This is a genomic window from Amycolatopsis sp. Hca4 (assembly GCF_013364075.1).
Classification (GTDB): Bacteria; Actinomycetota; Actinomycetes; order Mycobacteriales; family Pseudonocardiaceae; genus Amycolatopsis.
Genome location: NZ_CP054925.1, coordinates 2,496,630 through 2,521,153, shown reverse-complemented (window position 1 = coordinate 2,521,153; position 24,524 = coordinate 2,496,630). Strand labels below are relative to the sequence as shown.

The window sequence follows — 24,524 nt, the reverse complement described above, 5'->3', positions numbered from 1 at the left end:
CTGTCCGCGAAGCAAGAAGGACGCTCTGCTGGAGTCGCTCCAGGAGCCCCGGAGGCCAGTCCGAAACTGCCTGCTGTGATTCCGCGGCTGTCGGACTCCGAACGAACGGTGCCCACAGCGGCGAACGCAGGCCCGCGCACGCGGGACCGGAAGCCCAAGCTGACGTCGGAAGTCGTCTCCGGTCGGACGCCTACGACAAAAGTCTTCGCCAACGACGACGGCAGCTTCACCGCGCGGGTCTACAGCACCCCGGTGCATTACCGGGCCGCCACGGGTGCCTGGAACGACATCGACGCCACTCTGGTCAACGGCGGCGACGGTGCTTGGCACGAGAAAGCGAACTCGTCCGGCGTCACCTTCGCCGTGACGGCTGACGCGCCGGAGCTGGTCTCCGTGCCATTGACCGGCGGGGCATCGATCGGGTTCTCGCTCCAGGGTGCGGCAGCTGTCGCCGGCCAGCCGGCCGGCAGTGCGATCACTTATCCGTCGGTCCGGCCGCACGCCGACCTGAAATACCAGGCGACCGCAGCCGGTGCCAAGGAAACTCTCGTCCTGCATGACGCGTCCGCGCCGACTAGTTGGAGCTTCCCGCTGCACTTGACCGGCGTCACCGCGACGCTTGGTGCCGACGGTCGCAGTGTCGAGTTCTCCGACACGACGGGCCGGGTGGTCGACACGATCACCAATGGGTTCATGGAAGACGCCAAGGTCGACCCGCGTTCGGGTGACGGCGCGATGTCTATCGGCGTCACCTACGCCCTCGACACCGTCGGCGGGCAGCAGGTGCTGCGAGTGAACCTGGACCCTGCGTGGCTGCAAGACCCTGCCCGCGCCTTTCCGGTCTCGGTCGACCCTTCGGTGTCGAATCTGAACACAGCGTCCTCGACGTACGTGATGAGCCCGTACAAGAACAACTACAGCAGCGACGCCGAACTGAAGATCGGGACGTTCAACGGCGGGGACAACGTCGCCAACTCCTACCTGAACTTCAACGTCGGCGCGGCTCTCGGGAACAACTACATCGAGGCCGTCACGCTGGACCTGGACGAAATCTGGTCCTACTCCTGCTCGCCCCGCCCGGTGTACGTCGCGCCGATCACCAGCGGCTGGTCGGTGTCGTCGATCAACCAGTACCCCGGCCTGTCCTACGGGGGAGTGATCGGGAGCAACAGCTTTGCGGGGGGTACCAGCTGCGGTGGCCCGGTGTGGCAGTCGATCGACCTCGGCGACAACCCGTCGGCCGCCGGCACCCAGCTCGTCGAAAGCTGGGCGCACGGCGGCGGGAACCTCGGCCTCGCCTTATACGCCAGCGGCAGCGACACCTACGCCTGGAAACGCTTCGACAGCGTCAACTCTCCCTACCCGCCATACCTGTCCATCACCTACAGCCCGTACGGTGCGGACTACCGGGTCGCCAACAGCTACGTCCAGCCCACCGGAACCGCCACTGGTTCCCAGCAGGTCACCGTCACCAACCGCGGCACCGGAACCTGGACCTCGCCGGGCACCACCCTGTCCTACCAGCTCTACACCACCAGCTGGCAGCGCGTCTCCGTGACCGCGCCCAAGACCTCGCTGCCACAGTCGGTCGGCCCCAACGGATCGGTGACCGTCAACGCGGCCATCGGTGCGGTGACACCGGGCCAGTACTACCTGTGTTGGGACATGCAGAACGGAACCACCTCGTTCAACAGCAGCTACGGGGTCCCGACGTCGACGTGCAGCCTGATCAACTCGGCGAACACGCCACCACAGATCGACTCAGCCAATCCACCGTCCAATGTGGTCGTCGGCTCGCTGACGCCCCAGCTGATGGCGACCGGGCACGACCCGGACAACTACCCGGCGAGCGGACTGGACTACGACTTCGTCGTCTACGGACCGCCGGCCGCGGGAAGCGCGACGCCGACGACACTGGCCGAATCCGGCTGGGCGCCGACGCCCAACTGGAGCGTGCCGGCGAACAAGCTGGCGTGGAACCAGTCCTACTCCTGGACCGTCAAGGTGGGCGATCACCTGGGGGAGAGCGCACCGTCGGTGCCCGCGTACTTCTCGACAGCGGTGCCGCAGCCACTGATCACCTCCCACCTCGGCACCGCAGCTACCGCCGGAATCGGCCACGACTTCGACGCCGGTGTCGGCGACTACACCAGTGCCGCCACCGACGCGAGCGTCGCCGTCGCCGGACCGCCCCTGGCCATCAAACGTTCCTACAACTCACTGGATCCGAGGACCGCGAACCTGTTCGGCAGCGGCTGGTCCACCGCGTACGACATGGCCGCTACGCCGGACAACGACGGCTCCGGCAACGTCGTGGTGACCTACCCAGACGGCCGGACCTTGCGCTTCGGGCTCAACGCCGACGGCACGACGTTCGCGCCGCCGCAAGGGACCTACGCCACGTTCAGCCCCGTCTCCGGTGGCGGCTTCACCCTCACCGACCGCGGCGGAACGACCTACACCTTCGGCCGCCAAGTCGGCACGAGCTGGAAGCTCACCACCGTCACCGACGCCGACGGCCGGACCGAAACCCTGACCTACGGCACCGGTGGCGCACTCGGCACGATCACCAACACCGCAGGCAACCGTTCCCTGCACCTGACCTGGAGCGGCGCCCACGTCAGCCAGGTCAGCACCGACCCGGTCACCACCGGGGGCGCCCCGTTGACGTGGGTCTACAGCTACACCGGCGACACCCTCACGAAGGTCTGCCCACCGACTTCGGCGACCCAGTGCACGACCTACGGCTACACCAGCGGCAGCGGGGCCGGTTCGCACTACCGGTCCACGGTCCTCGACGCGCAGCCCTACGCCTACTGGCGGCTGAACCAGGCGTCGACGGCGACCACTGCGGTCGACGAGGTCGGGCCGAACCTCGGCACCCTCAACGGCACTTCCACGGCGACGTCGTCGAGCACGTCCACGCCGCACCCGGGGTCACCGGACAAGTCAACGGCCTTCGGCGGCAACGCCTCGGTCCGGCTGCCCGACAACCTGGTCACGTCCGCGACGTTCCTGTCGGTCCAGCTCTGGTTCCAGACGCCCGCCAACGGCGGCGCCGGAGTGCTGCTGTCGACCGGGCATAGCCCGATCGGTAGCGCCAAACCGAGTTCCGGCTCGATGCCGGTGCTGTACGTGGGCACCGACGGCAAGCTGTACGGCCAGTTCTGGACCGGAGCGGTGGCTCCGACCGTCTCGGCGGGAAAGGTCAACGACGGCGGCTGGCACCAGGTCACCTTGACCGGCCAAGGCACCACTCAGTCGCTGTACCTGGACGGCAACCTCGTCGGCACCAAGTCCGGGCAGCTGGGCAACTACGATCCCGAAGACTTCGTCGGTGCTGGCTACGTCAACACCAACGCGTGGATCAACGGCCCGCCCGCCGGCTGGAGCTACTTCACCGGGAACATCGCCGAGGCCGCGTTCTACACCCACGCCCTCGGCGCGCCCGCCATCGCCCAGCAGTACGCCGCCGGAGCCGTCGCCGCCGCGGAACTGACGTCGATCACCAGTCCCAACGGGAAGGTGACAGCGCAGGTCCAGTACGACAACGTGATCGACCGCGCCACCAGGGTCACCGACGCCAACGGCGGCAGCTGGGCCGTCGGCTCGCCGACGTCATCGGGGTCCAGCGCCCAGTACCGCGGCGCCGTCCTGAGCGTCCTGCCGCGCAACCACTGGTCGCTCGGCGAGTCGTCCGGCACCCAGGCCGCGAACCTGATGACCACCGGCAACGCCCACGGCGACGGGTACGACCCGATCGGTTCCGAGGGCAACGCTACCTACCACAACGTCACCCTCGGTCAGCCCGGCATGATCGCTGGCGCCGCGGACACCGCGGCCGGCTTCAACGGCACCAGCTCGTGGGTCACGCTCCCCTCGGCTGTGGACGGCGATTTCGGGCTGTGGTTCAAGACCTCCACCGCCGGCGGTGTCCTGCTCAGCTGTCAGTCCCAGGCACCCGGCACGGCGGGAACACCCGCCGACGCGCACCCGATGCTCTACGTGGGCACCGACGGCAAGCTCTACGGCGAAGAGTGGGACGGTTACTACTCGCCGATCGCCTCGACCACAGCGGTCGCGGACGGCAAGTGGCACTTCGCCGCGTTGATCTTCGACCGGGCGGACGAGCCGTGGACCCAGACGCTCTACCTCGACGGCGCGCCGGTCGGTACCCGCAGCAAGGACTACGGCGGCTGCGACGGGGACGACACCACGTACGTCGGTGCCGGCTACCTCGGCGGGGCCTGGCCAGCCGCGCCCGCAGCCAACCCGCAAGGATATTTCACCGGCTCGATCGCCAACATCACCAACTTCGGCTACTGGGCCTCGGCGAGCGCCACGACTATCAAGGCGATGTACGACGCCTCGCACGCGGCGGCGACGAGCACGACGCCGTTCACGACGGTCGCCGTCACCGACCCGGGGGCGGCGACGCTCAAGTCGGTCTACGACCCCGCCGGCGGCGGTCGTCTGATCGCGTCGACGGACGGCCTCGGGAATACGACAACCTACAGCTACGACGTCAACGGCTTCCGCTACCGGACCACGGACCCGGACGGCGCCTATATCCAGACCACGCACGACGCCCGCGGCAACGTGCTCTCCCACACGACCGGTGACACCACCACCTGGCACACCGTCACCGCGTACTACACCTACCCGGCGACTGGCACCTACGCGAGCACCGACCCGCGCGACGACCTGCCAACCGCGTTTCGCAACGGCAACTCGGCCGACGAGAACGACAACACCTACCTGACCGGCTACACCTATTCGGCCCACGGCGACCCTCTCACGGTCACGGATCCGCTTGGCGCGCAGACGACGAACACCTACACCGCCGGGACCGAAGCGGCGACCGGCGGCGGCACCCAGCCGGCCGGACTCCTCGCCACCAGGACTGACCCGCTACACCACGTCACCAGCTACAGCTACAACAGCGCGGGCGACCTCACCCAGGTTGTCCTCGCCAGCGGAGCCCGGACGACCTACACCTACGACAACCTCGGGCGCCGCACCGGGCAGACCGAGTTCTCCGACACTTTCCCGACCGGCACCAGCACCTCCTACGCCTACGACGGCAACAACCGGCTGCTCAGCCGGGTCGACCCGGCGACCACCGACGCCGTCACCGGCACGGTCCACACCCGGCGGACGGCCCTGACCTACGACCCCGACGGCAACATGCTCACGTCGACGGTGTCGGACACGACAGGCGGCGACGCGGCACGCACCGCAGTAGACATCTACAACAGCCACAACCAGCTCGACAGCCACACCGATCCGCTCAACCGCCACAGCACCTACGGCTACGACACCTACGGCAACATCAGCACCACCACCGACCCGGGCGGCAACACCTACGCCTACAGCTACAACGCCAACCGCCAGCGCCTGACCACGACCCTGCGGAACTGGACCGGCGACCCAAACGCTCCTTCGGCCGCCAGCGACCTCGTCCTGGACTCCCGCGCCTACGACCCGGCCGGACTGCTCGCCATCGACACCGACGCTATGGGACGTCAGCACACATACACCTACACCGCGACCGGCGCGGTCCATACGGACACGCTCAGCGGCCCGGGAAATCCGGCGACCTTCTTCCGGTATTACAACTACGAGTTCGCAGGTGCCCTCTACGAGGTCGACCAAGGCTCGAAGGACAACACTCTCCAGACCTACTACTACCGCGACGAAGCTGGTCGCGTCCGGGAGTACCTCCGCCTCACCGACAGCTGCAGCTGTGACGGTTTGACCACCGTCGACTACACCCGCGACGCCGCCGGGAACATCACCAAGAAGTCCGAAGTGGACGGGGCAACCACCTACGACACCGAGTACGCGTACGACGTGCTCGGTGACCAGACGTCTCAGACCGTCCACAACGGAACCACCGACCTGGTCACGTCGTGGACCTACGACCAGCGCGGCGTCCTGACCTCGACGACGGACCCGCGCGGAACGGGCTATACCACCGACTACACCCACGACGCCCTCGGCAGGCTCACCACGACGACCGCACCGACAACGAGCGTGGAAACCGGTGGCGGCGCGCCGGTCCAGGCCCGGCCGATCAGCCAGACCGGCTACGACACCTTCGACGAGCCGACCTCGACGTCCGATCCCGACGGGAACATCACCACCGACACCTACGACGCCGACGGGGAGCTCCTGGCCGTCTCCTCTCCGGCATACACGCCGCCGGGTACCACCACCAGCATCACCCCGACGTCCAGCCGTACCTACGACGCCCTCAGCAACGTTCTGACCAGCACCGACCCGCTCAACAACGTCACCACCAACACCTACGACCAGCTCAGCCGCCTCGCCCGGAAGAGCCTGCCCGCCGCCGGCGGTACCACCCCGGTCTGGCACTACGGCTACGACCTCGACGGCGACCTGCTCTCGGCCACCGATCCGACCGGGGCACGCCATGAAGCCACCTACGACCCTGCCGGCGAGCAGCTGACCTCGACCGACGTCGTCCGCCAGCCCACCGCAGCCGCCTACACCACCCAGTTCACCTACGGCCTCAACGGGCGATTCCTCGGCCTGCCCACCGTCGTCACCCAGCCCGGCGGGCAGCAGACGACTTACGAGTACAACCGGCTCGGCGAAACCACGTCCGAAACCGACCCGCTCCAGCACAAGACCACCTACGACTACGACGACCTCGGCCGCGCAACCCGCACCACCCTGCCCGACGGCACGGCGACGACAAAGACATACGACCCGGCCGGCAGACACACCGGGTCGGCGGAACTCGACGCGGCCGGAAACACCCTGGCCACCACCAGCGCGACGTACGACCCGGCAGACAACCTGGCGACCAGCACCGACGCGACCGGCGCCACGACCGCCTACAGCCACGACGCCGGCGGGCGGCTGACCCAGCGCGTCGACCCGGTCTCGGCCGGATCGACGATCACCACCGGCAACGGCTACGACGCGGCCGGGCACCTGACCCGGTCCACCGATGGCGCGGGCCACACCACCACCTTCACCTACAACAGCCTGGGCCTGCTCGAATCGAAGATCGCGCCGCACGTCGCCGGGTACGCCACCGCCGCCGACAGTACGTCCACGCTGTCGTACGACGGCGCCAGCCGGCCGACGGCGGTCGCGCTACCCGGCGGAGTCGGCACGTCGGTCACCTATGACGCGCTGGGCCGCGTCACCGCGGAGACCGGCACCGGCGCACAAGCTCCGACGCCCGCCCGCAGCTTCGGCTACGACGCCGCGGACCGCCTCACCTCCGTCGGCGCTCCCGGCGGCGACGAGACGTTCACCTACGACGACCGCGGCGACCTGCTGACGGCCGCGGGGCCCGCCGGCACCAGCAGCTTCGGCTACACCAGCAACGGACAGCTCTCCACCCGTACCGACCGGGCCGGCACCGCGGCCTTCACCTATGACCCCGCCGGGCAGCTGGCTACCGCCACCGACCCCCTGACCGGCACCACCGCCACCTACGGCTACAACACGATCGGGCAAGTCACCTCGATCGGGTACGGCACCTCGGCCGCCACCCAGACCAACACCTACAACGATCAGCACCAGCTGACCGGCCAATCCCTGACCGCACCCGGCGGTGCCAGCGAGGCTTCGATCACCTACGGTCACGACCTCGACGGCCACATCACCAGCCTCACCACCACCGGCACCGCGGGCGCCGGCGCCACCAGCTATGGGTACGACAAATCCGGTCGGCTGACCTCAGCCACCAGCGGCGCCAGCACGACGACCTACGGCTACGACGGTGCGGGCAACCGCACCCAGGCCGGGTCGGCAACGGCGACGTACAACGAACGCAACCAGCTGGTCAGCGCCGGTTCCACGACATACACCTACACCGCTCGCGGAACCCTGTCGTCGAAGACCTCGGGTGGGACGACGACCGGTTACACCTTCGACGCTTTCGGTCAGCTCGGGACCGACGGCACGAACAACTACAGCTACGACTCCCTCGGTCGCATGCTGACCAGCGGCGCCAGCACGTTCAGCTACGACGGCACCACCAGCGTTCTCACCGGCGACGGCGCCGACACCTACGGTCGCGGTCCCGACGGCGACCTGGTGTCGGTCAGCCGAGGCGGGCACTCGGCACTCGCCTTCACCAACGCCCACGGCGATCTCACCGCAACCTTCACCGCAGGCGGCACCTCGCTCGACGGCTCGACGGCGTTCGATCCGTACGGCCAGCAGGCCGCGGTTTCGGGGAACAGCTACGATCTCGGCTACCAGGGTGGCTGGACCAGCCCCACGACCGGCTTCGTCGCCACGGCGTCGCGCTGGTATAACCCGGCGGCAGGCGGGTTCACCAGCCAGGACACCATGCAGACCATCGGCGGGCCTGCGGCCGCCGGCAACGGCTACGCCTACGGCGACGACGACCCGCTCGACAACCTCGACCCCACAGGCAACAGCTCCTGCGGCGGCAAATCCCGTGGTAGCGGCTCGAGCCGAGGTGGTTCCCGCGGCAAACCCCGAGGCAAGCCACGCCCCGCCGGCGCGTCAGTCAGCTACCTCAGCGAGGCCGACATCGAGGCGGCCCTCTCCCTGGGCGGTTCCCTCTCCTGGTCGGATAGCTACGACGTAGCACCGGCGCCGACCAGGCACTGGTTCAACGGCCCCTACGTGACCGAAGACGGCGAGATCTACGAGAACGGCCGCCGGGTCGGAGCCAACGGACGCTACTTCTACGAAGAACTTTTCGAAGAATTCTTCGAAGGCGGACTCCTGCCCGAATCCGCCGGGGAATGCGACGTGCCCGACGGGCCGCGCAAGCCGACTGCTGAAGACGGCATCAACCAAAAGCCGATCAACGAACGGCCGAGCGGGCAGAACACTTCGCCGAGCCAGCCGGGCACGAAGAACGATGACAGCGGCCCTGCCGTCGAGCCGGCGAACACGGCAACCGAAGCCGAGGTCAATCCCGCGGCGGACAGCCAGCCACCGTTCGACGGCGCCACCCAACCGGGCGGGGCGTCCTCGGAGCCGGCGGCGGACGGGAGCCGGATCAGCGGACTGAGCGACGACGACCAGGCGAGCATCCAGACTCTGAGGGACGCCGCCGACCGCGCCAGGGACGGAACGATCGACGACATCGAGCGCACCCTGACCAGGCCCGAGTTCGATCGGATGGAGCGAGCGTTCGACGAGAAGAAATTCTGGCGTGTTAAGCAGTTCTTCGGCAAGTACATGGAAAGGGCCGTCGCCAGGGACCCGTCGGTCAGAAACGATAAAAACATCACTAGGCTCGGTCGCCCGTTCCAGGCGGAACCGGATTTCCAGGTGGGGAAGTTCAACATCGACATCACCACCGACACCGAATATTCGGAACGAATACACCTACGTCGCGACTACATCGACTCGACAGAGAATCTCCTGACTTACCGGAGGCTGACCATTCCGGAGATGATCGAACTCTTCGGCGAAGCATGACGGCCTGCCGAGTATGCTCCGACCGTTCGCAACCGACCCGACCTTGTGAGTACGCGACATGACCCACGCAACCTACGAAGACCAGGAGTTTCGCCACCTCAGGCTCGACGAGCGGCCGAGGACCCTCGCCGGTATCTCGGTTCGGGGCGGTGAGTTGTTCGACTGTGCGATCGTGCAGGTCGACGACCCGGCGTACCCGATCCGCGTGATCGACTCGGCGATCACGGGAACGCAGCTGGTCAACAGCGCGGCGGTCGGCGTGCGGTTCGAAGACATCACGGTCACCGACTGCCCCACCCCGGCCGACCCGGTCTACCTGGACGGGTGCCTGTTCCGCCACGTCGTCCTGCGCGGACGGCTAGGTTCGTGGATCTTCGGTGAAATGCCGAAGTCGGTTCCCGACGACCGCCGGGAGGCGTTCGCCGAAGCCGAGCGGCAGTTCTACGCGAAAGGCGAGTACGCGCTAGACATCAGTGAGGCGGTGTTCGAATCCGCGTCGATGTTCTCCTTGCCGGGAGCCCTTGTCCGGCGCGATCCGGAAACGCAGTTCTTGGTCCACAAGGAACGGCTGGCCGGCGCGGATCTCTCGAAGCTCCCGCGGTCCGTCCAGCGCTGGCTGAAACGCGTGGCCCGAAGCCCGTTCGACTCCACCGTCCTCGTCGTCGGCCGCGACGAAGCGGACTTCAAGGAAAGCCTGGCGTTCCACCGGCAACTGGTCGACCTTGGCATCGCGGAAGCCTGAAGACAAGGATCACCATGCTTTACAGCTACTTCGCGGCAAAAGGAGATCGAGAGGCGGAAATGGCCGCCGCCCGCGTCGACGGCGAACTCGACGGCTTGGTGGTCAAGGGTGCCGATCCGACGGACGAACTCGCACGACTGCAAGCAGTTCTCACGGGACGGTCCCTCGACGAGATCCGATCCGACCCGCGGCACGGCTCGGTGGTCGTAGAGTTCGACGAGGGCGATTGCGTCGTTCTGCCATTGACTGACCCGCTGACGACGGCGCTCGCTTCAGTGGAGCCGGACGTCCTCCTCCAAGCGGTGTCGAATGCTGCCGGTGCGGGAGGTGCCTTGAGCATTGTCGGCGATCGGACGGCGCTGACGGAGTTCACGGCCGGGCTGGCAGCGTTGGCTCGTCACGCGGTCTCGGATGGTCATAAACTGTACTGTCGAGTCGTTCCCTGATTCTCTGCTGCGGTCAGCCGTGCTGCGGCCACCTGGGCGGCGTGCGAGTGGGTGGCGGGAATATCGCCTGCCTCGAGCTGGCGGTAGACGCGGCGGAGGTGCCGACTCGCCAGGCGAGTGTTGTCGTCGTGAGCTCGCGCGCTCCCCGTTCGGCTCGAAGTCAGCCCGCGGGCTGGTCGAGGTCCGGGCCAGACGTGAGCTCCATGAGCGTTCGGCCGGGGCCGGCCCGTGGCGGCGGCTGTAGTCGCCCACAGCCAAGCCGGCGAAATCGGTGCACCTCAGGCCGGGGGGCAACGGCGAGGGCGGCGATCTCGGCGAGCGTGAACGCTATGTGGATACTGCATATCGGCCAGGGCGCAGCAGCGGGCAGCGACGGCCAGACGCCAGGCTAGCGGAGACCACCGACGAAACCGTACGCCGCACCGAACTGGTGCGGCGCTGGTAGGGCAGCTAAGGCAAAGCTCACCCGCACAACGAGCGCATCTTGACGCTGACGATCCCGAACCAGTCCGCCCGCACGGTCTACTTTTAGGTGCACAGAAGCTCTCGGGCTGGATGACTGTCCAGCCCGAGGGGAGCGCAACCACAGCTCGGCCGGGTCGCCTGGTGGGCTTATCGTCGGGCAGCCAGCAGGCCATTTCGGCCACGACCGGGGCCGGCGGGTCGCGAACCTACAGCGCGCGGCGCGCGGGTACGCGCCGACTCAGGTCACATCACCCACGTTAGCCTCACTTCCCTAGAGCGGGGCGATGATCAACGCGCCCGATCTCGGAACGCCAGTTCGTATCGACGCAATTGGACGCGCTCTGGGAAGCACGCGGCCTGCCTGCTCGCAATGAGCATCATGCAGCGCCGCAAACTTACGTGTTCTGAACGCCGGGAGGTGCGAGGCGAGTGAGTTCACCTGATCGTTCGCGGAGGTAGACCTCATTCGTCCGATCGAACGCCCATCGAACGACTTCGCGGAACGTCTCAGCGTCAAAGTACTCGCCCGGTTCGACGTGGGGTGTTTTACCCCAGACAGCCGACCAAGGCCGTCGATGTCCGGGCAACAACACGGTCACTGAACCCGTGCCGACGGTAGGCTTGAGCTCCTGCAGGGCCTCTTGCTGACGTTCACGCCAGTCCGGCGGCAACTGCCGCCGGACTGGCGCCATGACGTCGTCGGAGGTGCCCGTCAAGTGCAGCTGACCGGGGGCTCGCTCGTCGCTCACGCGCCGAGTATAGCGATCACGGTCTTGTCGCGGGCAAGTCGACTTGCGCTGGACGATCGGATTCAGCGGCCGCCGAACGGGTCGGCTGGAAGATCGTTCGGGTGGGTGTTGTGGAATCGGTACAAAGGATCGTTGTCCAGGCTCCACATTACCGGGCTCTTAGCGTAGATGTAGTAGGTTGTGTCCCCCCACTCTGGAACGACAAAGCTCCATTGAATCACAACCGACTTGCAATCGTGGTCGCCGTCGTAGTTGGCATAGCCATTGGGGTTCCAGAAAGTTGCAGTTCGTGCTGCGACGAAGCCTACGTGGCTGACGCCGTACGCGTTTGGGATCTGGGTCCCGGTCTGGCCTCCGCAGGCGTCGATGGCGTTTCCTTCGAATGTTACGCCATCGGTGTCGAAGGTGGCTTCGTACGAAACCGGCTTCACTCTCGCCAGGCTACCTGAGAGGGTATACTCGGCCGCGTAGTAGATCTGTCCATATATGTCGTCGGGCCCGGTGCCGAAATCGGTCCACATTTCGAAGTATGCTTCGAAATCGTTGAGGACGTACCAGCATGCTGAGCCGTAGAGTGAGTTGCCCGGATAGCAATAGGCATCCCTGTGGGGAGGCGGATCGAATGGCGCTTGAGTGAGTCGAGAAATCCGACTCGGGATCTTCTTCTCGCTGGCCGGACATAGCCATGTGCCACTTCGCTTAGAAGCCGGCAATGAGCAAGTTTTGTTGTCAAGTATGTGATGAGACGCCGCGATTGCGGCTTGAAGGTTCGGTGAGTGCTCCACTGTGTTAATGGTCTCGGTGGAGGCTAAAGTTGTGCCTGTGGTCAGAGAAATGAGCGCGAGTGTAGAGGTGGCTAAAGTGGTGAACAATCTTAGATAGCTATTCCTTCTTCGCACGAATACTTTCCCCTCTTTGGTTGGAACCTCCACCCTTGAGCCAGGGTGGCGAAAGGTGCGAAAACCTTTACTCAAACCGTTGGGTAGTATCTGCCAACAGGCAGGGCTTTGACGTTATCGATCCACGCTAGGCGAGGTCAACGAAAGCTCCCCATAAGGTCCAACACTGCCGCCTTGGCTGCGCCATCTGGTCTACGACTCGCGCACGAGTCTTGGTCTGCTTGGCTCCGCTGCTCCAAGTCACACTGCTGGCTGGCGTTGGGCATGGGCTCGGCCTCGGGCGGCCTCGGGCGCATGGAAGGCCGCCGGCTAGGGCTCTGTCCATAACCGTTGGCCGGTTGAGTGACACACCGGTCAGCGCTCGTGGTTGGTGATGGGGTTGCGGTCAGTCTGGGTGGATGACAGATCCCAACCGGGTGCTCAGCCTGACCGATCTTGAGGGTCGGCGGCTGCAGCACCAGCGCGACGACACCGCCATCGGCCTGCAACTGCAGGAGTACCTTGCCGAGCACGCCAACACATCCGGTTTCAGCAAAGGTTCGAGCTGGCACCCTGTGAGCCGCCGGAAGGCATGGACGCCGACGTCGAAGTGCTGCGGTTCGTCTTCCGCACCCTGAACACACCGCTGGACCGGCTCCCGCGTCGCACCCTGCGTCAGTGCGCGATCGTCGACCACCTGAAGGCCAGCCGCCATTGGTACTGGCGACGCGGCAGCTTCCCGATCCAGGTGAACGGCGACCAGTCGCCCCACTAGTCGATCATCGGGCGAGGCGTGGGGAGGCCGCCTCGCCGCAGGTGGCCTTCAGTCGGGAGTAACCGCGGAGGGTGCATCGTCCGGGTTGTCAGTGAGCACGAACGGGGCGACGGTGATGCCGGGACGCTCCAGCCGCTCCGGTAACCACTTCATCGCGGTGACCGGCTCTACCCGGCGGGGCTTTGGCCGGACGTCGACGGGGGAGAGGCGTCCGGCCGCGGACAGCCGAAGTTACCGATGATCAGGGTGGTCAGCATGGTGGGGAAGTCGAGTCGATGCTCGGCCAGTGACGGGACGAGCTCGTAGGCGGCGAGCATGCTCGGCGACGGAACGGAGTGCGCCCAGATGGCGCCGACCACGAGGGTGACTTTGGGCGGCAAGTTGGTTGGCGTCGTCGCCGAGTTCTGGCAGCGGGTCACGGATCAGCCCGGCGAGCGTGATCACGTCGTCGAGGGCCGGGTGTTTGTACCGGATGGCGACCTCGGGAGAGACGTCGTGCTCCAGCACTCCGGCCTGGGCGGAGAGCAGGTCGCACAGCGTGCGTTGGTAGGCGAGCGAGCTGGCGAGGGTGTCGAAGAGCTGCGTGCCGCGCGCGGTGGTCGCCTGCCTGAGCTCGTCGAGGTGACGGGCGTGGTCGAGCTGGTCGGCCAGTGCGGCGGGGCGGCGGCATTCGGACAGGGAAGGTCCCGTCTGGTATGCGAGGTTGGTCGGCAGGTTCGTGGGCCGCGGTACGCCTTGGAGCGAAGCGAGGGTGCTGCTGCCGGTCGTGCAGGGTCTCAGAAGGACGAGCTGGGGACAGTTCGGATGTGAGTCATGCGTGGCGCCTGGGTGAACCGCGCCCGTCGTGGGATTGCCACCGGCAGGGTCAGTGTTCGTGGAGGAGGCGGATCTCGGGTGGATGCCGTGGCGCGCACGCGTCCACGATGCCAGCGGGCGCTTGCGGGGCGGTGGGCTCTTGCTGGGCGCTCAGCACGTCCTGACCTGAGCGCATGTGGTCGAGTCGGCCGAGGCCTCGGTTGTGGTTGATTTCGCCGGTTCGCCGGAAATCGGCCGATTTGGCGCCCGGGTGGCGCAGGGCGCTTGGGTGCCGGCTGGCGATGACGGTCGCGGCGATCTGGCTCTGCTCGAGCTGCGGATTCCGGCGGACGGCGATCGGCCCTTGCACGACCGCGTCGGCGTCGGCCGGATCCCGCGCGCACAGTTCGCCGATCACGGCCTGGGAGGCGGCATCCGCGTCGTCGATGAAGAGCAGTAAATCGGGGTCGTCGAGGTAGTTCGTGCGGCGATGGGCGACTGTCATCGGGCATCGGAGTCCTTCCGACGGCTGCGCGCCCCTTTCAGACCGGCTGATCGCCCTGGCGCGGCGCTGGCGTGTCGATGTGCCGCGCAGGACCGGCGTGGTATCGCCTGCGTCAGCGGCAGATGGGGTACCGGGCAACGGAGGGCGCCGGTCTCGTAGGCGATGGCGACGGCATGCGCGCGGTTGCGGGCTTTCAATTTCGCGAGGATGTTCTTCACGTGGGTGCGGATGGTTTCGGGTGACCGGAACTGCTTCAGTCCGATCTGGATGTTGCTCAGACCCCGCGCGAGGTCGAGGAGGACTCCCCGTTCGGTGGGCGTCAGTTCGGTTGTGCGCGGCATGGTCGGACCTCCGAGGACAAGGTGGGCGGCGAAAAGGGGCTGGCCGGGTCAGCGTGGCGCGTGCGCTGACCCGGCCAACCCGAACCGGGGTTCGGCGTGCCCCGGGGGCAGGGCGTGCCGAACTCGGGGATCCCGGTTCATTGAGGTGGCCTTACGGGGTTGTGTGTGGACGACCTCGGGACACCCAGGCCCGCGGTGGCACGGTCAAGGCCCGGTCTCGGCGGCGCACGGCGTGACCCGCGGATGGGCCTTGACCGGTGTCGCGGGGCCTGGTCGCGTGAGCCAGGCCGCGCGCCACCCCGCGAGGCCACGTGTGGTCGGGAACCGCGGCGCCGGTCGAGGGTGCGTGATCGGCTGTCCGTGCGATGAGGGCGTCGGCTGCGGCGTGGACGGAGTCGTAGCCGTCCTCTTGTGCAGCGCAACGGCGAGCGAAGGCGGGGGACCGGGAGAGCGCTCAGACCGCGGCGAGGACCTTGCGCAGGGTGGCAGTGATGCTTCGGTCGTGCTTGGCCAGCTCTCCGCGCATGACCCGGGTCATGTTGCGTTCGGCGCGGGCGGCTCCGCGGATGACGGCTTCGTGGTGCAGGTGGGTGTTGACTGCCTGCACGACGCCCCAGCCGGTGTTCTTCCACGGGCTGACGCGGCTGTCGCTGGTCCACAGCCGGGTCAGCGCGGAGCGCTTGTTGGCGGCGTTGGTGCGCGCACGGCCCGGTTCGGCGGGGATCGGGGTGTGGGCGTCGAGGAACGCTTTCCAGGCTCGGTCGGTGACGGTGGTCTGGCAGAGTTTTTTGACTTCGGCGGCGAAGTCGTCGCTGATGGTGTGCACGATCTGCAGTGCCTCGCGGGCGGTGAGGAGCTGCAGGGTGCTGTTGCGTTTGTGGATGATGGCGTGTTCCTGGCCGTCTTCGCGCAGCCCGGCGGCCATGGTGTTGTCGCAGACGACGTTGGTGACGACGCGCTTGTAGCGGGTTTTGAGGCTGGCGTCGTGGCTGGAGCAGGCGAGCAGGTTGGGCCGGAACTCCACGCCTTCGGGGGTGATGATGTTGTCCGGAATTTCGACGCTGACCCACGCCTGCCTGCGTCCGCGTAGCAGGCCGGCGGAGCCGATGGTGAGGCCGTCGTCGAGCAGGGCGGCGACGTTGTCCAGCAGCCAGGTGCTGTACTGGTGGATCTCGTATTCGTCGGTGTGGATGGCGAGGATGTCGCCGGTGTCGGAGGCGGTGACGCCCAGGTGATGCTCGGCGAGGCGGAGCCCGAACCGGTCTTCGACGAGGACCCGGGCCGGCTCGGCGGTCCAGTCGAACAGGCGCCGTTTGACGTCGGCGATGGGGATCGGCCCGGGATAGTGGTTCGTTTCGGTGCCTTGGTCTTCGGCGCGGTAGTGCCAGGCGTGGCCGCGTTTGTCGGTGAATCCGATGAGGACGTTGGTGTTGAGCCACTTGCTGGTTTCCTTCGACACGAGGAATCGCCCTTTCACTGTGGCGCTGGCCCGTTGCCGGGGCGGCGGGCTCGCGGGTGGACGGCCACGGCTCACCAGGGCAAGCGCCGGCGGTGCACAGGCCCGGAGCTGCAGAACGAGCCCGCGGTGTGAAGCGGCGGCCGTGCACCGCCGGCGCGGGCCTGGTTCCCTCGGCCCGGTCGCATAGCAAGGGCCGAACGCCCGGCACACCGACAGCGCTGTCGGCCTCTGCCAATTCCGGGACGGGTGCTGGCCAATGTCGGGACGTCACGCGGGTCGGCGCCCCGGCGTTGCGGGCGATCCCACCCGGAGACGGCGTCGACGGTCCTCCGGACGTTCGCCGAGACCGAGCACGCCCAGGACGCGCTCAACGTCCAGCGCGGTCAGGGCCGCGGCGGGCACCGGACTGGTCTGCAGCTCACGCAACGGCAGCGGCTGAGTTTGGCCGTGGCGGCGGCGTTTGAGGATCGCCACGTCGCCGTGGGCGTCGCGGAACTGTTGTTCGAGCTCGGCGTACCAGGCGAACCGGTCGGGGAAGACGTCGCGGGTTCGACGCCAGTGGGCTTGGCCGCCGCGGACGCACAGACCTCCGCAGTTGTTGTGGCTGAATCCGAGGCGGTACAGCCGCGGCGGCTGCAGCCCGGCGTCGCGGCACCAGGTCAGCAGGTCGTCCTTGGTGAGGCCGGGATACTGCATCAGCGGGTACTCGACTCGCCAGGGCCGCCACCCGGCGGTGATCCCCGGCGCCCGGCGCTGTTCGCCGGGCTCGAGTCCGACGTAGAGGATCGTTTTGGCCGGGTCGGTGTGCTCGGTCAGCCAGCGCCGGCAGGGGCGCTGTTTGAGCAGCTGGGAGCAGGGGGCGATCCGGGCGTTGCCGAGGTAGCGGCGCTGGGTGAACAGCTCGAACGGTGTCCGCCCGTCGCAGACCCGGGTGATCGGGATGCCGAGCCGTGCGGAGGCGTCGGCGTTGAAGCGGTAGAGGTCGCGGTCCTCGATCCGGACGTCGGCGAACAGGAGAGTGATGGGGTCGTCTGAGTGGGCGCGGCGGATGAGTTCGGTGGCGGCCCAGGAACCGATGCCACCAGACCATTGGATCACGTGATGCACGAGGTGCCTTCCCAAGAGGTGAGGGGCCGTGGCGTCCCGACGCGGGTGAGGACGCCCCGGGAGGCCACGGCGGATCTGGGTGACGGGACGTGGGCTACCAGCGGGTCGCGGTGACCTGGCTGGCGACCAGGTCCAGCCCGTGTTCGACGACGTCGGCGCTGGCGTGTTGCTGGAACAGCAGTCCGATGGTGGCTGCGCCTGGTGCGCCGTGGGCGTGGACCAGGGCCCGGGCGGTGAGGTGGCGGTCGCCGCGGCGGAGGGCACTGGCGGCGATCAGTGTGGCCAGCCGGGCATGAGCGCCGGGATCGGTGCTGCCGCGGTGGAGGGCCATCCACAGCTGCTCGACCCGCTGCGGGTCCCGATCGGCCGGCGGCTGGAATAGGGGCCCGTAGGCGGTGTTGTCGGCCAGCGCGGTGGTGAGGGCGAACGCTGCGATGTTGTCGACGAATTCGCCGCGGCCTGCCTGGGTGGTGGCGTGGGCAACGAGCCGGTTGGCTTCAGCACCGCGGCGCACCATCAGCGGCACGACCCGGCGGGTGAAGCGGTTGACGCGGGCGGGCAGGGTTTCGCCGGGTTGGGCGAAGGGCAGGCCCCAGGTCGGGGTCGGGGCGTCTCCGCGGATGTGGAGGGGCGCGGCGTAGTCGAGGTCGGCGCGCGGGGCGATGACGGTGCCGAGGTGGGTGGGGCGGCGGTAGTCGCGCCACGGGGCGCCGGGGCGGGTGTGCGGGGCCCAGTAGCGGCCGAGGATGGTGTGCCCGGCGGGGCGCAGGTCGGCCTCGAGTGCGGCGATCGCGGCGCGCAGCGGAAGCCAGCCCCTGGCGTGCTCCTCGGTGATCACGATGACGACCAGGTCGGTGTCGCCTTCGGCCGGGATTACGGCCTGCACGTGCCCGGCGATCTCGCGGGTGGTCATGCCGCGCACCTGGGTGACGGTGAACGCCGCGCCGGTCGGTGTGGTGAGGCGCCCTCGACTGGTGAGGCGGGTGTGGGTGTGGGGTGGCAGGGCGATGACGTGCAGGGTGTCGACGCAGGTGTCCGGCAGGGATCCGATCAGTTCACCGGGGGTCAGGTACGTGGTCACGGTCGGCGCTCCTGGAGATCGGCCTCTCCGGCGAGCAGGCCGGGGAGGCGGTGGCGGCCCACGCAGGTGTGAGCCGCCACCGCCTGAGCGCGCGTCCCGGCGGCGGCCCGTGATACTCCCTGGCGTCACCAGGGCCTCGTCAGCCGGGGGCCGTCGCCGGAGCGTGCGCTAGCGTCGCCCGGCCTCATCCGCAGGGTGGGCCGTCTCCGGTTCCGTGCCGGCGTCGTCGCCGTCCTTGATGACGGCGAGGACGTCATTGGTGGAGGTGATCAGGCGCGCGGTGCTGTCCTGGATCAGCTGATGGCACCCTGCCGATGTCGATGAGGACACGGGGCCTGGGAGGGCGAGGACGGGCCGGCCGAGCTTGCCGGCGAGGCGGGCGGTGTGGTGGGCGCCGCTGCGCCGGCCGGCCTCGACGATCAGGGTGGTCGTGGTGAGGGCGGCGATGAGCCGATTGCGGACGAGGAAGCGGTGGCGCGCCGGCGGGGTGCCGGGCGGGTATTCGCTGACGAGGGCACCGCGGTTGCTGACGATCCGGTTCAGCAGGCTGATGTGTCCGGCTGGGTAGCCGACGTCGATCGCGCAGCCCAGCACGGCGACGGTCACGCCGTCGGCGGAGAGGGCGCCGCGGTGCGCGGCGCCGTCGATGCCGTAAGCGGCGCCGGAGACCACCGGCACGCCTCGTGCGGCCAGCTCGTAGGCGAGGTCGGCAGCGTAGTGTTCGCCGTAGGCGGTGGCGGCCCGGGATCCCCCGATCGCGATCGAGGGCGCGGCCGCCAGCTCGTCCAGCCGTACGTCGCCCTGAACCCACAGGCCCAGTGGTGGCCCGCCCAGGGCGCCGCTGTCGGCGTCCAGAGTGCTGAGTCCGGCGAAGACGTCGGCCGGCCACTCGTCATCCTCGGGGATCACGAACCGGCCACCGAGATCGGCGGCGGTCTGGAGACTGGTGTCGACGGAACGCCAGCTCACGTGGGGGCGGCACTTGTTCAGGATCTCGGTGGGGGCGGTGCGTTCGGCTACGTGGTGGGCGGCGTCGACGGGCCCGATGTCGGCGATGTAGTGGGCGATGACCGGGGTGGTGGGTTCGGCGGCGTGCTGGAGGAACGCGCGGGCGCGCCGCGCGTCGGCGGAATCGGACATGAGACTCCTTCAGGCAGTGTGCTGGAGGGCGAGGGGGTGAGGGCGCTCAGGTCTCGTCGGGGAAGCGGCGGACGCGGATTTCGTCGCCGCGACGCTCGACGACGGTGCCGACGGGCCACTGCGCTGCGATCCGGAGCAGCTCCATCGCGTCGTTGGCGGCGTCAGTGCGCAGCTGGGGAGTGTCCTGGAAGCGGAGGGCGAGGAGCATGGTGTAGAAGCGGTCGACGTACTCCGTCGGGGTCATGTCGGATTCGACGATCTCGGCCGTTGTGGTGGCCTGGCGGGTGTCGAAACCGACGAAGCTGCGTGCGCATCCGCAGATGGGGCTGTCGGGATTGTCGTGGCATGTGCTGGCGAGGTCGACGAGTTCGACGCCGGGGACGCTGTTGGAATCGTTGTCCCGCTCGCCTTGGGTGCGGTGGGTGGAGACGAAGTACTTGAGCACGGGTTCCTCCTCGGTGGCTCCGCCCGGGTGGGCGGTGGACGCGGCCTTCGCCAGCGGGCCCCGCGGATCCGGGGCAAGGCGGGCACAGGAGAGGTCGCTGTCCCTCGTGGACGGTGGGCTTGCCCCGGACCGCGGGTCTGCTGCACTGCGCTGCAGCCACGCCGAGCCGGAGCCCAACGGGGAGGACGCGTCGGGTGCTGCGTATCGCGCATGACCTGACACCCAAAGTTATTACCAGAAAATCCGCCACACTTGTGGCGAATTACTGGTTTGTGGTGCACTCTGGTTTCAGAAGGTGATCCACGGTGGTCCACAGGGAGCGGCCACAATGGACCCTTCTGGGGATCCTTTCCGCCTCAACCCCTGGCGGTAGAGGGGTTCCCGGCTCGGGAGAGGGCACTGGGGAGGGCGCCTCTCCCGAGCCGAAAACTTCAGCAACCGGCGATGTACAGTAGCTTTCGACGAATGAAGTTTCCGCGCACAAGGCGACATTGTGGATCGATTGTCGGCTCTCGCGCGTGCGTTGACGAGCCGCTGCCCTCATGCTGGAGACAGTGCTTCCGGGCAGCCGCGCCGTGCCGTAGTCCGACGGCGGTCGCCCTATGACAAAGATATGTGTGGGGCGTATCGCGATTTCGCTGCTGTCGTTGGCTGCTCCGCGAGCGTCACGATGGCAGCTGGGGCACCGGCCGACGCGGCCGAAGCCTTCCCTGGCGCCGATGTGGTGTTCGACCAGCCGGATGCAGTCCAGCTGTGCGAGGACGTTGGCCCATCTGCTTAACTGGTACCGAGAGCTCGGTCGGTTCGGCCTTTGGGCCACCAAACGGTTTCAACGCGACCAACCTGGCGCCGGCCGGATTCGGCCAGGAACACCGTGAGAAGAATGATCGCTCACTCTGCTGACACGCGTCCGACTGGGGTGCGCCGGCGACCACGACGCCAGCTTCCTACTTGGTGAGCAGACTTCAGGAATCGGAGTCGAACTTTGCCAGGACGACAGGCTGTTCGATCTGATCCAGCGGCAAGGGCGCACCGGATTCGGTCGGCCTTGGTCGCTGGGCGAGCAACCGTTAGTGCTTCGAGGACTCGAGATCGATCACTGCGCTCGTGGCCACAATCGCCGCGGCCACCGCTGCCTTGTCCTCAATCCGGCGCCGCGCCGAGGGGTCAACGCGCCACTGTCGTTGATCGCCGATACCGGATCTCGGTATCGGAAGCTTGCGTGTCAAGCTCACCGCGCCCGCCGCTGCCCACCCGCCGTAGGTCGCGGTGTGGTCATAACGGTGCCGCGACGTCCGCCCTGGTGTACCCCGGCCCGGCACTGTCAATGTGACAGAACGTGCCCGGCGGGGACGCCACTGCGAATGTGGCTCATCGCAAGTCGAAACGGCAGAGAGCGGCGTAAATCACGGTCACAGACGGCAATTCGGATCTGGTCGTCCACTCCGCGTTGCCGCTGACGAAAGCCGTCAGGTTGCTGCTTTCGGGTGGGCCTTGGCGTAGGGGTTTCGGCGCAGGTGGTGCGAACGGTAGACAGGGAAGTTCGGGGATTGCGGGAGAGTTTCTGGGATGACTGGTTCGGGTGTGGCACGCAGTGGTGGCGCGCGTGTGTGTGCCGTAGGCGTCGCAGTAGTTTCGACGGATGTGGTTGCGGATGCCGGCCGGCGACGAGGTTGGTCTGTGCTGTGGCGGAGAACGGGTCGGCGTTGTGGATGTTGATGATGTCGACCGCTTGCAGGACCGCCGGCTTGCCGCGGGCGGTGGCATCCGGGCGCGCTCAGTTGCTGAGCTTGGGCCGCAGCGGCAGTCACACGAGGTCGGCCGATCTGGCACTGGAGCAGTTCGCGGGCGGGTGACTCCCAGACAGTTGCCGTCGATGCCGGCGCACTTCACGAGCCGCGCCGTCGAACTCGAGGAGCTGGACCGCATCGCTGCGACCGTGGATGGCGCGCCGGGATCGGGTGCGCCGGTAGCGGTGATCGTCGGGCCCGGTGGCGTCGGAAAGACCGCCCTGGCGGTCACGTGGGCCGCGCGCAACGCCGACCTGTTTCCCGATGGACAGCTCTATGTCGACATGCGCGGTTTCTCGGCGGACCCTATGGCACTGCCGCAGGAGGTACTGGCAGCGTTTCTGCGTGCTCTGGGAGTTGAACCCGGGCTCGTGCCGGTGGAGATCGCCGAGCAGGTGACGTTGTTTCGGACGCTCACAGCGGGGCAGCGGCTCCTGGTCCTGGCAGATAACGTTGCGTCGGCGGCTCAGGTCCGACCGCTGATACCGGCTGAAGCCGGCTGCATGGTGGTGGCCACGAGCAGGCTACGACTGGAGGGCCTGTTCTCCGAGGGGGCCCAGTTCGTGGAGCTGGATCCGTTGCCGCACGGGCATGCGGTGGAGTTGCTCGCTCGCACGGTAGGGCAGCGGAGGGTTGCTGGTCAGCACCAGGACGTCGTTGATTTAGTGCGGTTGTGCGGGCGGTTGCCGATCGCCTTGCGGGTCGCTGGGGCGCGGCTAGTGTCACGTCCGCGCTGGAGCGTGGCGAGAGTCGTTGCCGAACTGAGCGATGAACGGTCGCGGCTGGAGAAGCTGTCAGCTGACGGTGACTCATTGGTGGCGTCGACATTCGACTGGTCGTATCACGCTCTTTCTGAGCACGTGGCACGGCTGTATCGGTTGGTCAGTGTGCACCCGGGCCCGGACTTCGGTGTGGGGGTGGCCGCTGCGGCCAGCCTACTGACGCCCGAACAGGCGGCCGAGGGGCTGCAGGTCTTGGTGGATGCGAGCCTGCTGGAGGAGCTGGACGTCGATCGTTTTCGCTTCCACGATCTGGTGCGCTTGCATGGGCGAGCGCAGCGCGATCTGGAGTGTGACGAGGTGCTCGCGCGGGTTGGGCAGTGGTACCTGCGGGAGATGACGCGCGCAAACGTGGTGGTGATCCCGGGACGCTGGAGGGTGAGTCAGACAGCCGAACAGCTTGATGGTGAGCCTGCGCGATTTTCCTCTGGGGCGGCAGCTCTGGAGTGGCTTGCCGGTGAGCTGCCGAACGCCCTCATGGTGCTGGAAGCAGTGGTTGCAGACCACCAGAACGAGCTGGGGTGGCAGCTGTGTGAGGCGCTGTGGGAGCTGGTGCTCAATCGGAAGCACTATCCGGAGTGGCTGCGGTCTCACGAGCTGGGTATCACCGCGGCGCAGCGGTGTGGCAACCAGATTGCGGAGTCGCGGTTGCGGCATCAGCTGGGGCGCGCCCACCTGGATCTGGGGGACCTTGGGCAGGCCGAGCAGCAGACGCGGCGGGCGCTTGAGCTTGCTCGGGAAGCGGAGGATTCCCGCAATGAGTCCGCCGCACTGCAGCAGCTGGGGATGGTGGCGCAGCATCGCGGTGACCTGGATGATGCGGTGTCACTGTTTGCTGCCAGCTTGCAGCTGGAGCAGGACTTGGGTATCCAGCGTGGGGTGGCGTTACGTCATCGACGGATCGGGGATGCGCTTCGTCTGGCCGGCCATGATGCGCAGGCGACGCGGCACTTGGAAGCAGCCGCGCAGTTGTTCGCCGAGCTTGGGGATGAGAAGAGCGAAGCACAGGTGGCCCTTGGACTGGCCCGGATCGAGGCGCGATCCGGGCGTGCCGGGGCGGCGATGCGTCGTTTGCAGCGGGCTCGAGGTGTGCTGGGCAGGTCAGGGTCCGCGGTCTATGAAGCGGACGTCTTGGTTGTACTGGCCGAGGTTGCCGAAGGTGACGACCAGCGTCTTGCGGCCCGGGGCTACCTCCGTGAGGCGGTGGCGTTGTTGAGCGAGGTTGGCGGCGCCGCGCTGGATCGAGCGAGGGCGGCGTTGCGCAGGATCGATGCGGTCGATCGAGGCGAGGCCGGCCAGTCTCCAGTTGGTGATCAGCCAGAGGAAGGCACTGACCGCGGCAAGCTCGTCCGCGGTGACGGGGAGGACGGTGACGTCTCCGGCCCTGTCGCCGAGCAGTAAGCCGGTGGCGCTGAGGGGTACGGCACCGACAGTGAGACCGGGGAGGTGGTCGAACGCGGCGGCCAGTGCCGCGCGAGCGTCGGCCCGGCACCTCGCCGGCGAGGTGATGAGAACATCGGCAAGGGTCTGGTGTTCGTGTGGGCAGCTGTCGAGGCGGGCGGTGAGCAGGGTGCCGTGAT

15 protein-coding genes and 1 pseudogene are annotated in these 24,524 nt (G+C 67.6%); 5 read left to right on the top strand and 11 right to left on the bottom strand.

Features of this window, described 5'->3' with window-relative positions; all coding sequences use genetic code 11:
- Positions 1-75 precede the first annotated feature (75 nt).
- The 3 genes from HUT10_RS10765 to HUT10_RS10755 are packed head-to-tail and all read left to right on the top strand — an operon-like array spanning position 76 to position 10,635.
- Complete coding sequence (locus HUT10_RS10765) at positions 76-9,447, top strand: LamG-like jellyroll fold domain-containing protein (protein ID WP_176171054.1); 9,372 nt, start codon at positions 76-78, stop codon at positions 9,445-9,447.
- Between the two features lie 58 nt (positions 9,448-9,505).
- Positions 9,506-10,189 carry a hypothetical protein gene (locus HUT10_RS10760; RefSeq protein ID WP_176171053.1) on the top strand — a complete coding sequence of 228 codons (684 nt, stop codon included), beginning with the start codon at positions 9,506-9,508 and terminating at the stop codon, positions 10,187-10,189.
- Between the two features lie 14 nt (positions 10,190-10,203).
- Complete coding sequence (locus HUT10_RS10755) at positions 10,204-10,635, top strand: hypothetical protein (protein WP_176171052.1); 432 nt, start codon at positions 10,204-10,206, stop codon at positions 10,633-10,635.
- Between the two features lie 860 nt (positions 10,636-11,495).
- Here the strand turns inward: HUT10_RS10755 and HUT10_RS10750 are convergent.
- Both HUT10_RS10750 and HUT10_RS10745 read right to left on the bottom strand, forming a co-directional pair.
- The gene (locus HUT10_RS10750; RefSeq protein ID WP_176171051.1) at positions 11,496-11,849 is read right to left on the bottom strand and encodes a hypothetical protein; all 354 of its coding nucleotides are present in this window, start codon (positions 11,847-11,849) and stop codon (positions 11,496-11,498) included.
- 62 nt (positions 11,850-11,911) lie between these two features.
- Positions 11,912-12,370: a hypothetical protein gene (locus HUT10_RS10745; protein ID WP_176171050.1), complete on the bottom strand. Its 459-nt coding sequence runs from the start codon at positions 12,368-12,370 to the stop codon at positions 11,912-11,914.
- An 898-nt stretch (positions 12,371-13,268) separates the two neighbouring features.
- On the opposite strand from HUT10_RS10745, the gene HUT10_RS10740 reads away from it, so the two are divergent.
- A complete protein-coding gene (locus HUT10_RS10740) occupies positions 13,269-13,502 on the top strand; it encodes a hypothetical protein (RefSeq protein WP_217709756.1) in 234 nt (77 codons plus the stop codon).
- 167 nt (positions 13,503-13,669) lie between these two features.
- Here HUT10_RS10740 and HUT10_RS49945 read toward each other — a convergent pair whose 3' ends face one another.
- From HUT10_RS49945 to HUT10_RS10700, 9 genes and pseudogenes are all read right to left on the bottom strand, one after another.
- On the bottom strand, positions 13,670-13,861 hold the full coding sequence (locus HUT10_RS49945; RefSeq protein WP_217709583.1) for a hypothetical protein: 192 nt from the start codon (positions 13,859-13,861) through the stop codon (positions 13,670-13,672).
- Between the two features lie 85 nt (positions 13,862-13,946).
- Positions 13,947-14,030, bottom strand: a pseudogene (locus HUT10_RS52180) (TetR/AcrR family transcriptional regulator); the annotation flags it as partial.
- Between the two features lie 337 nt (positions 14,031-14,367).
- Positions 14,368-14,802, bottom strand: coding sequence for a hypothetical protein (locus HUT10_RS10730; protein WP_176171049.1), 435 nt, complete (start codon positions 14,800-14,802; stop codon positions 14,368-14,370).
- Positions 14,799-15,143, bottom strand: coding sequence for a response regulator transcription factor (locus HUT10_RS10725; RefSeq protein WP_176171048.1), 345 nt, complete (start codon positions 15,141-15,143; stop codon positions 14,799-14,801). The genes HUT10_RS10730 and HUT10_RS10725 overlap by 4 nt, the downstream gene beginning before the upstream one ends.
- A gap of 454 nt (positions 15,144-15,597) precedes the next feature.
- Positions 15,598-16,602 (bottom strand): DUF932 domain-containing protein, encoded by a 1,005-nt coding sequence (locus HUT10_RS10720; protein ID WP_176171047.1) that lies wholly within the window; start codon positions 16,600-16,602, stop codon positions 15,598-15,600.
- Positions 16,603-16,869: 267 nt separating this feature from the next.
- Positions 16,870-17,709: a phosphoadenosine phosphosulfate reductase family protein gene (locus tag HUT10_RS10715; protein WP_176171046.1), complete on the bottom strand. Its 840-nt coding sequence runs from the start codon at positions 17,707-17,709 to the stop codon at positions 16,870-16,872.
- A 94-nt stretch (positions 17,710-17,803) separates the two neighbouring features.
- The gene (locus HUT10_RS10710; protein ID WP_176171045.1) at positions 17,804-18,790 is read right to left on the bottom strand and encodes a DUF4192 family protein; all 987 of its coding nucleotides are present in this window, start codon (positions 18,788-18,790) and stop codon (positions 17,804-17,806) included.
- A 168-nt stretch (positions 18,791-18,958) separates the two neighbouring features.
- Positions 18,959-19,930, bottom strand: coding sequence for a DNA-processing protein DprA (gene dprA, locus HUT10_RS10705; protein ID WP_176171044.1), 972 nt, complete (start codon positions 19,928-19,930; stop codon positions 18,959-18,961).
- Positions 19,931-19,976: 46 nt separating this feature from the next.
- A complete protein-coding gene (locus HUT10_RS10700) occupies positions 19,977-20,375 on the bottom strand; it encodes a hypothetical protein (protein WP_176171043.1) in 399 nt (132 codons plus the stop codon).
- 1,642 nt (positions 20,376-22,017) lie between these two features.
- On the opposite strand from HUT10_RS10700, the gene HUT10_RS10695 reads away from it, so the two are divergent.
- Positions 22,018-24,345: a tetratricopeptide repeat protein gene (locus tag HUT10_RS10695; RefSeq protein WP_176171042.1), complete on the top strand. Its 2,328-nt coding sequence runs from the start codon at positions 22,018-22,020 to the stop codon at positions 24,343-24,345.
- The last annotated feature ends 179 nt before the right edge of the window (positions 24,346-24,524 follow it).

Coding starts and splice junctions, on each gene's coding strand:
- HUT10_RS10725 (WP_176171048.1), bottom strand. CDS start 15,143: ATGCCGCGCACAACCGAACTGACGCCCACCGAACGGGGAGTCCTCCTC.
- HUT10_RS10760 (WP_176171053.1), top strand. CDS start 9,506: ATGACCCACGCAACCTACGAAGACCAGGAGTTTCGCCACCTCAGGCTC.
- HUT10_RS10730 (WP_176171049.1), bottom strand. CDS start 14,802: ATGACAGTCGCCCATCGCCGCACGAACTACCTCGACGACCCCGATTTA.
- dprA (WP_176171044.1), bottom strand. CDS start 19,930: ATGTCCGATTCCGCCGACGCGCGGCGCGCCCGCGCGTTCCTCCAGCAC.
- HUT10_RS10695 (WP_176171042.1), top strand. CDS start 22,018: ATGTGGTTGCGGATGCCGGCCGGCGACGAGGTTGGTCTGTGCTGTGGC.
- HUT10_RS10745 (WP_176171050.1), bottom strand. CDS start 12,370: ATGTGGACCGATTTCGGCACCGGGCCCGACGACATATATGGACAGATC.
- HUT10_RS10755 (WP_176171052.1), top strand. CDS start 10,204: ATGCTTTACAGCTACTTCGCGGCAAAAGGAGATCGAGAGGCGGAAATG.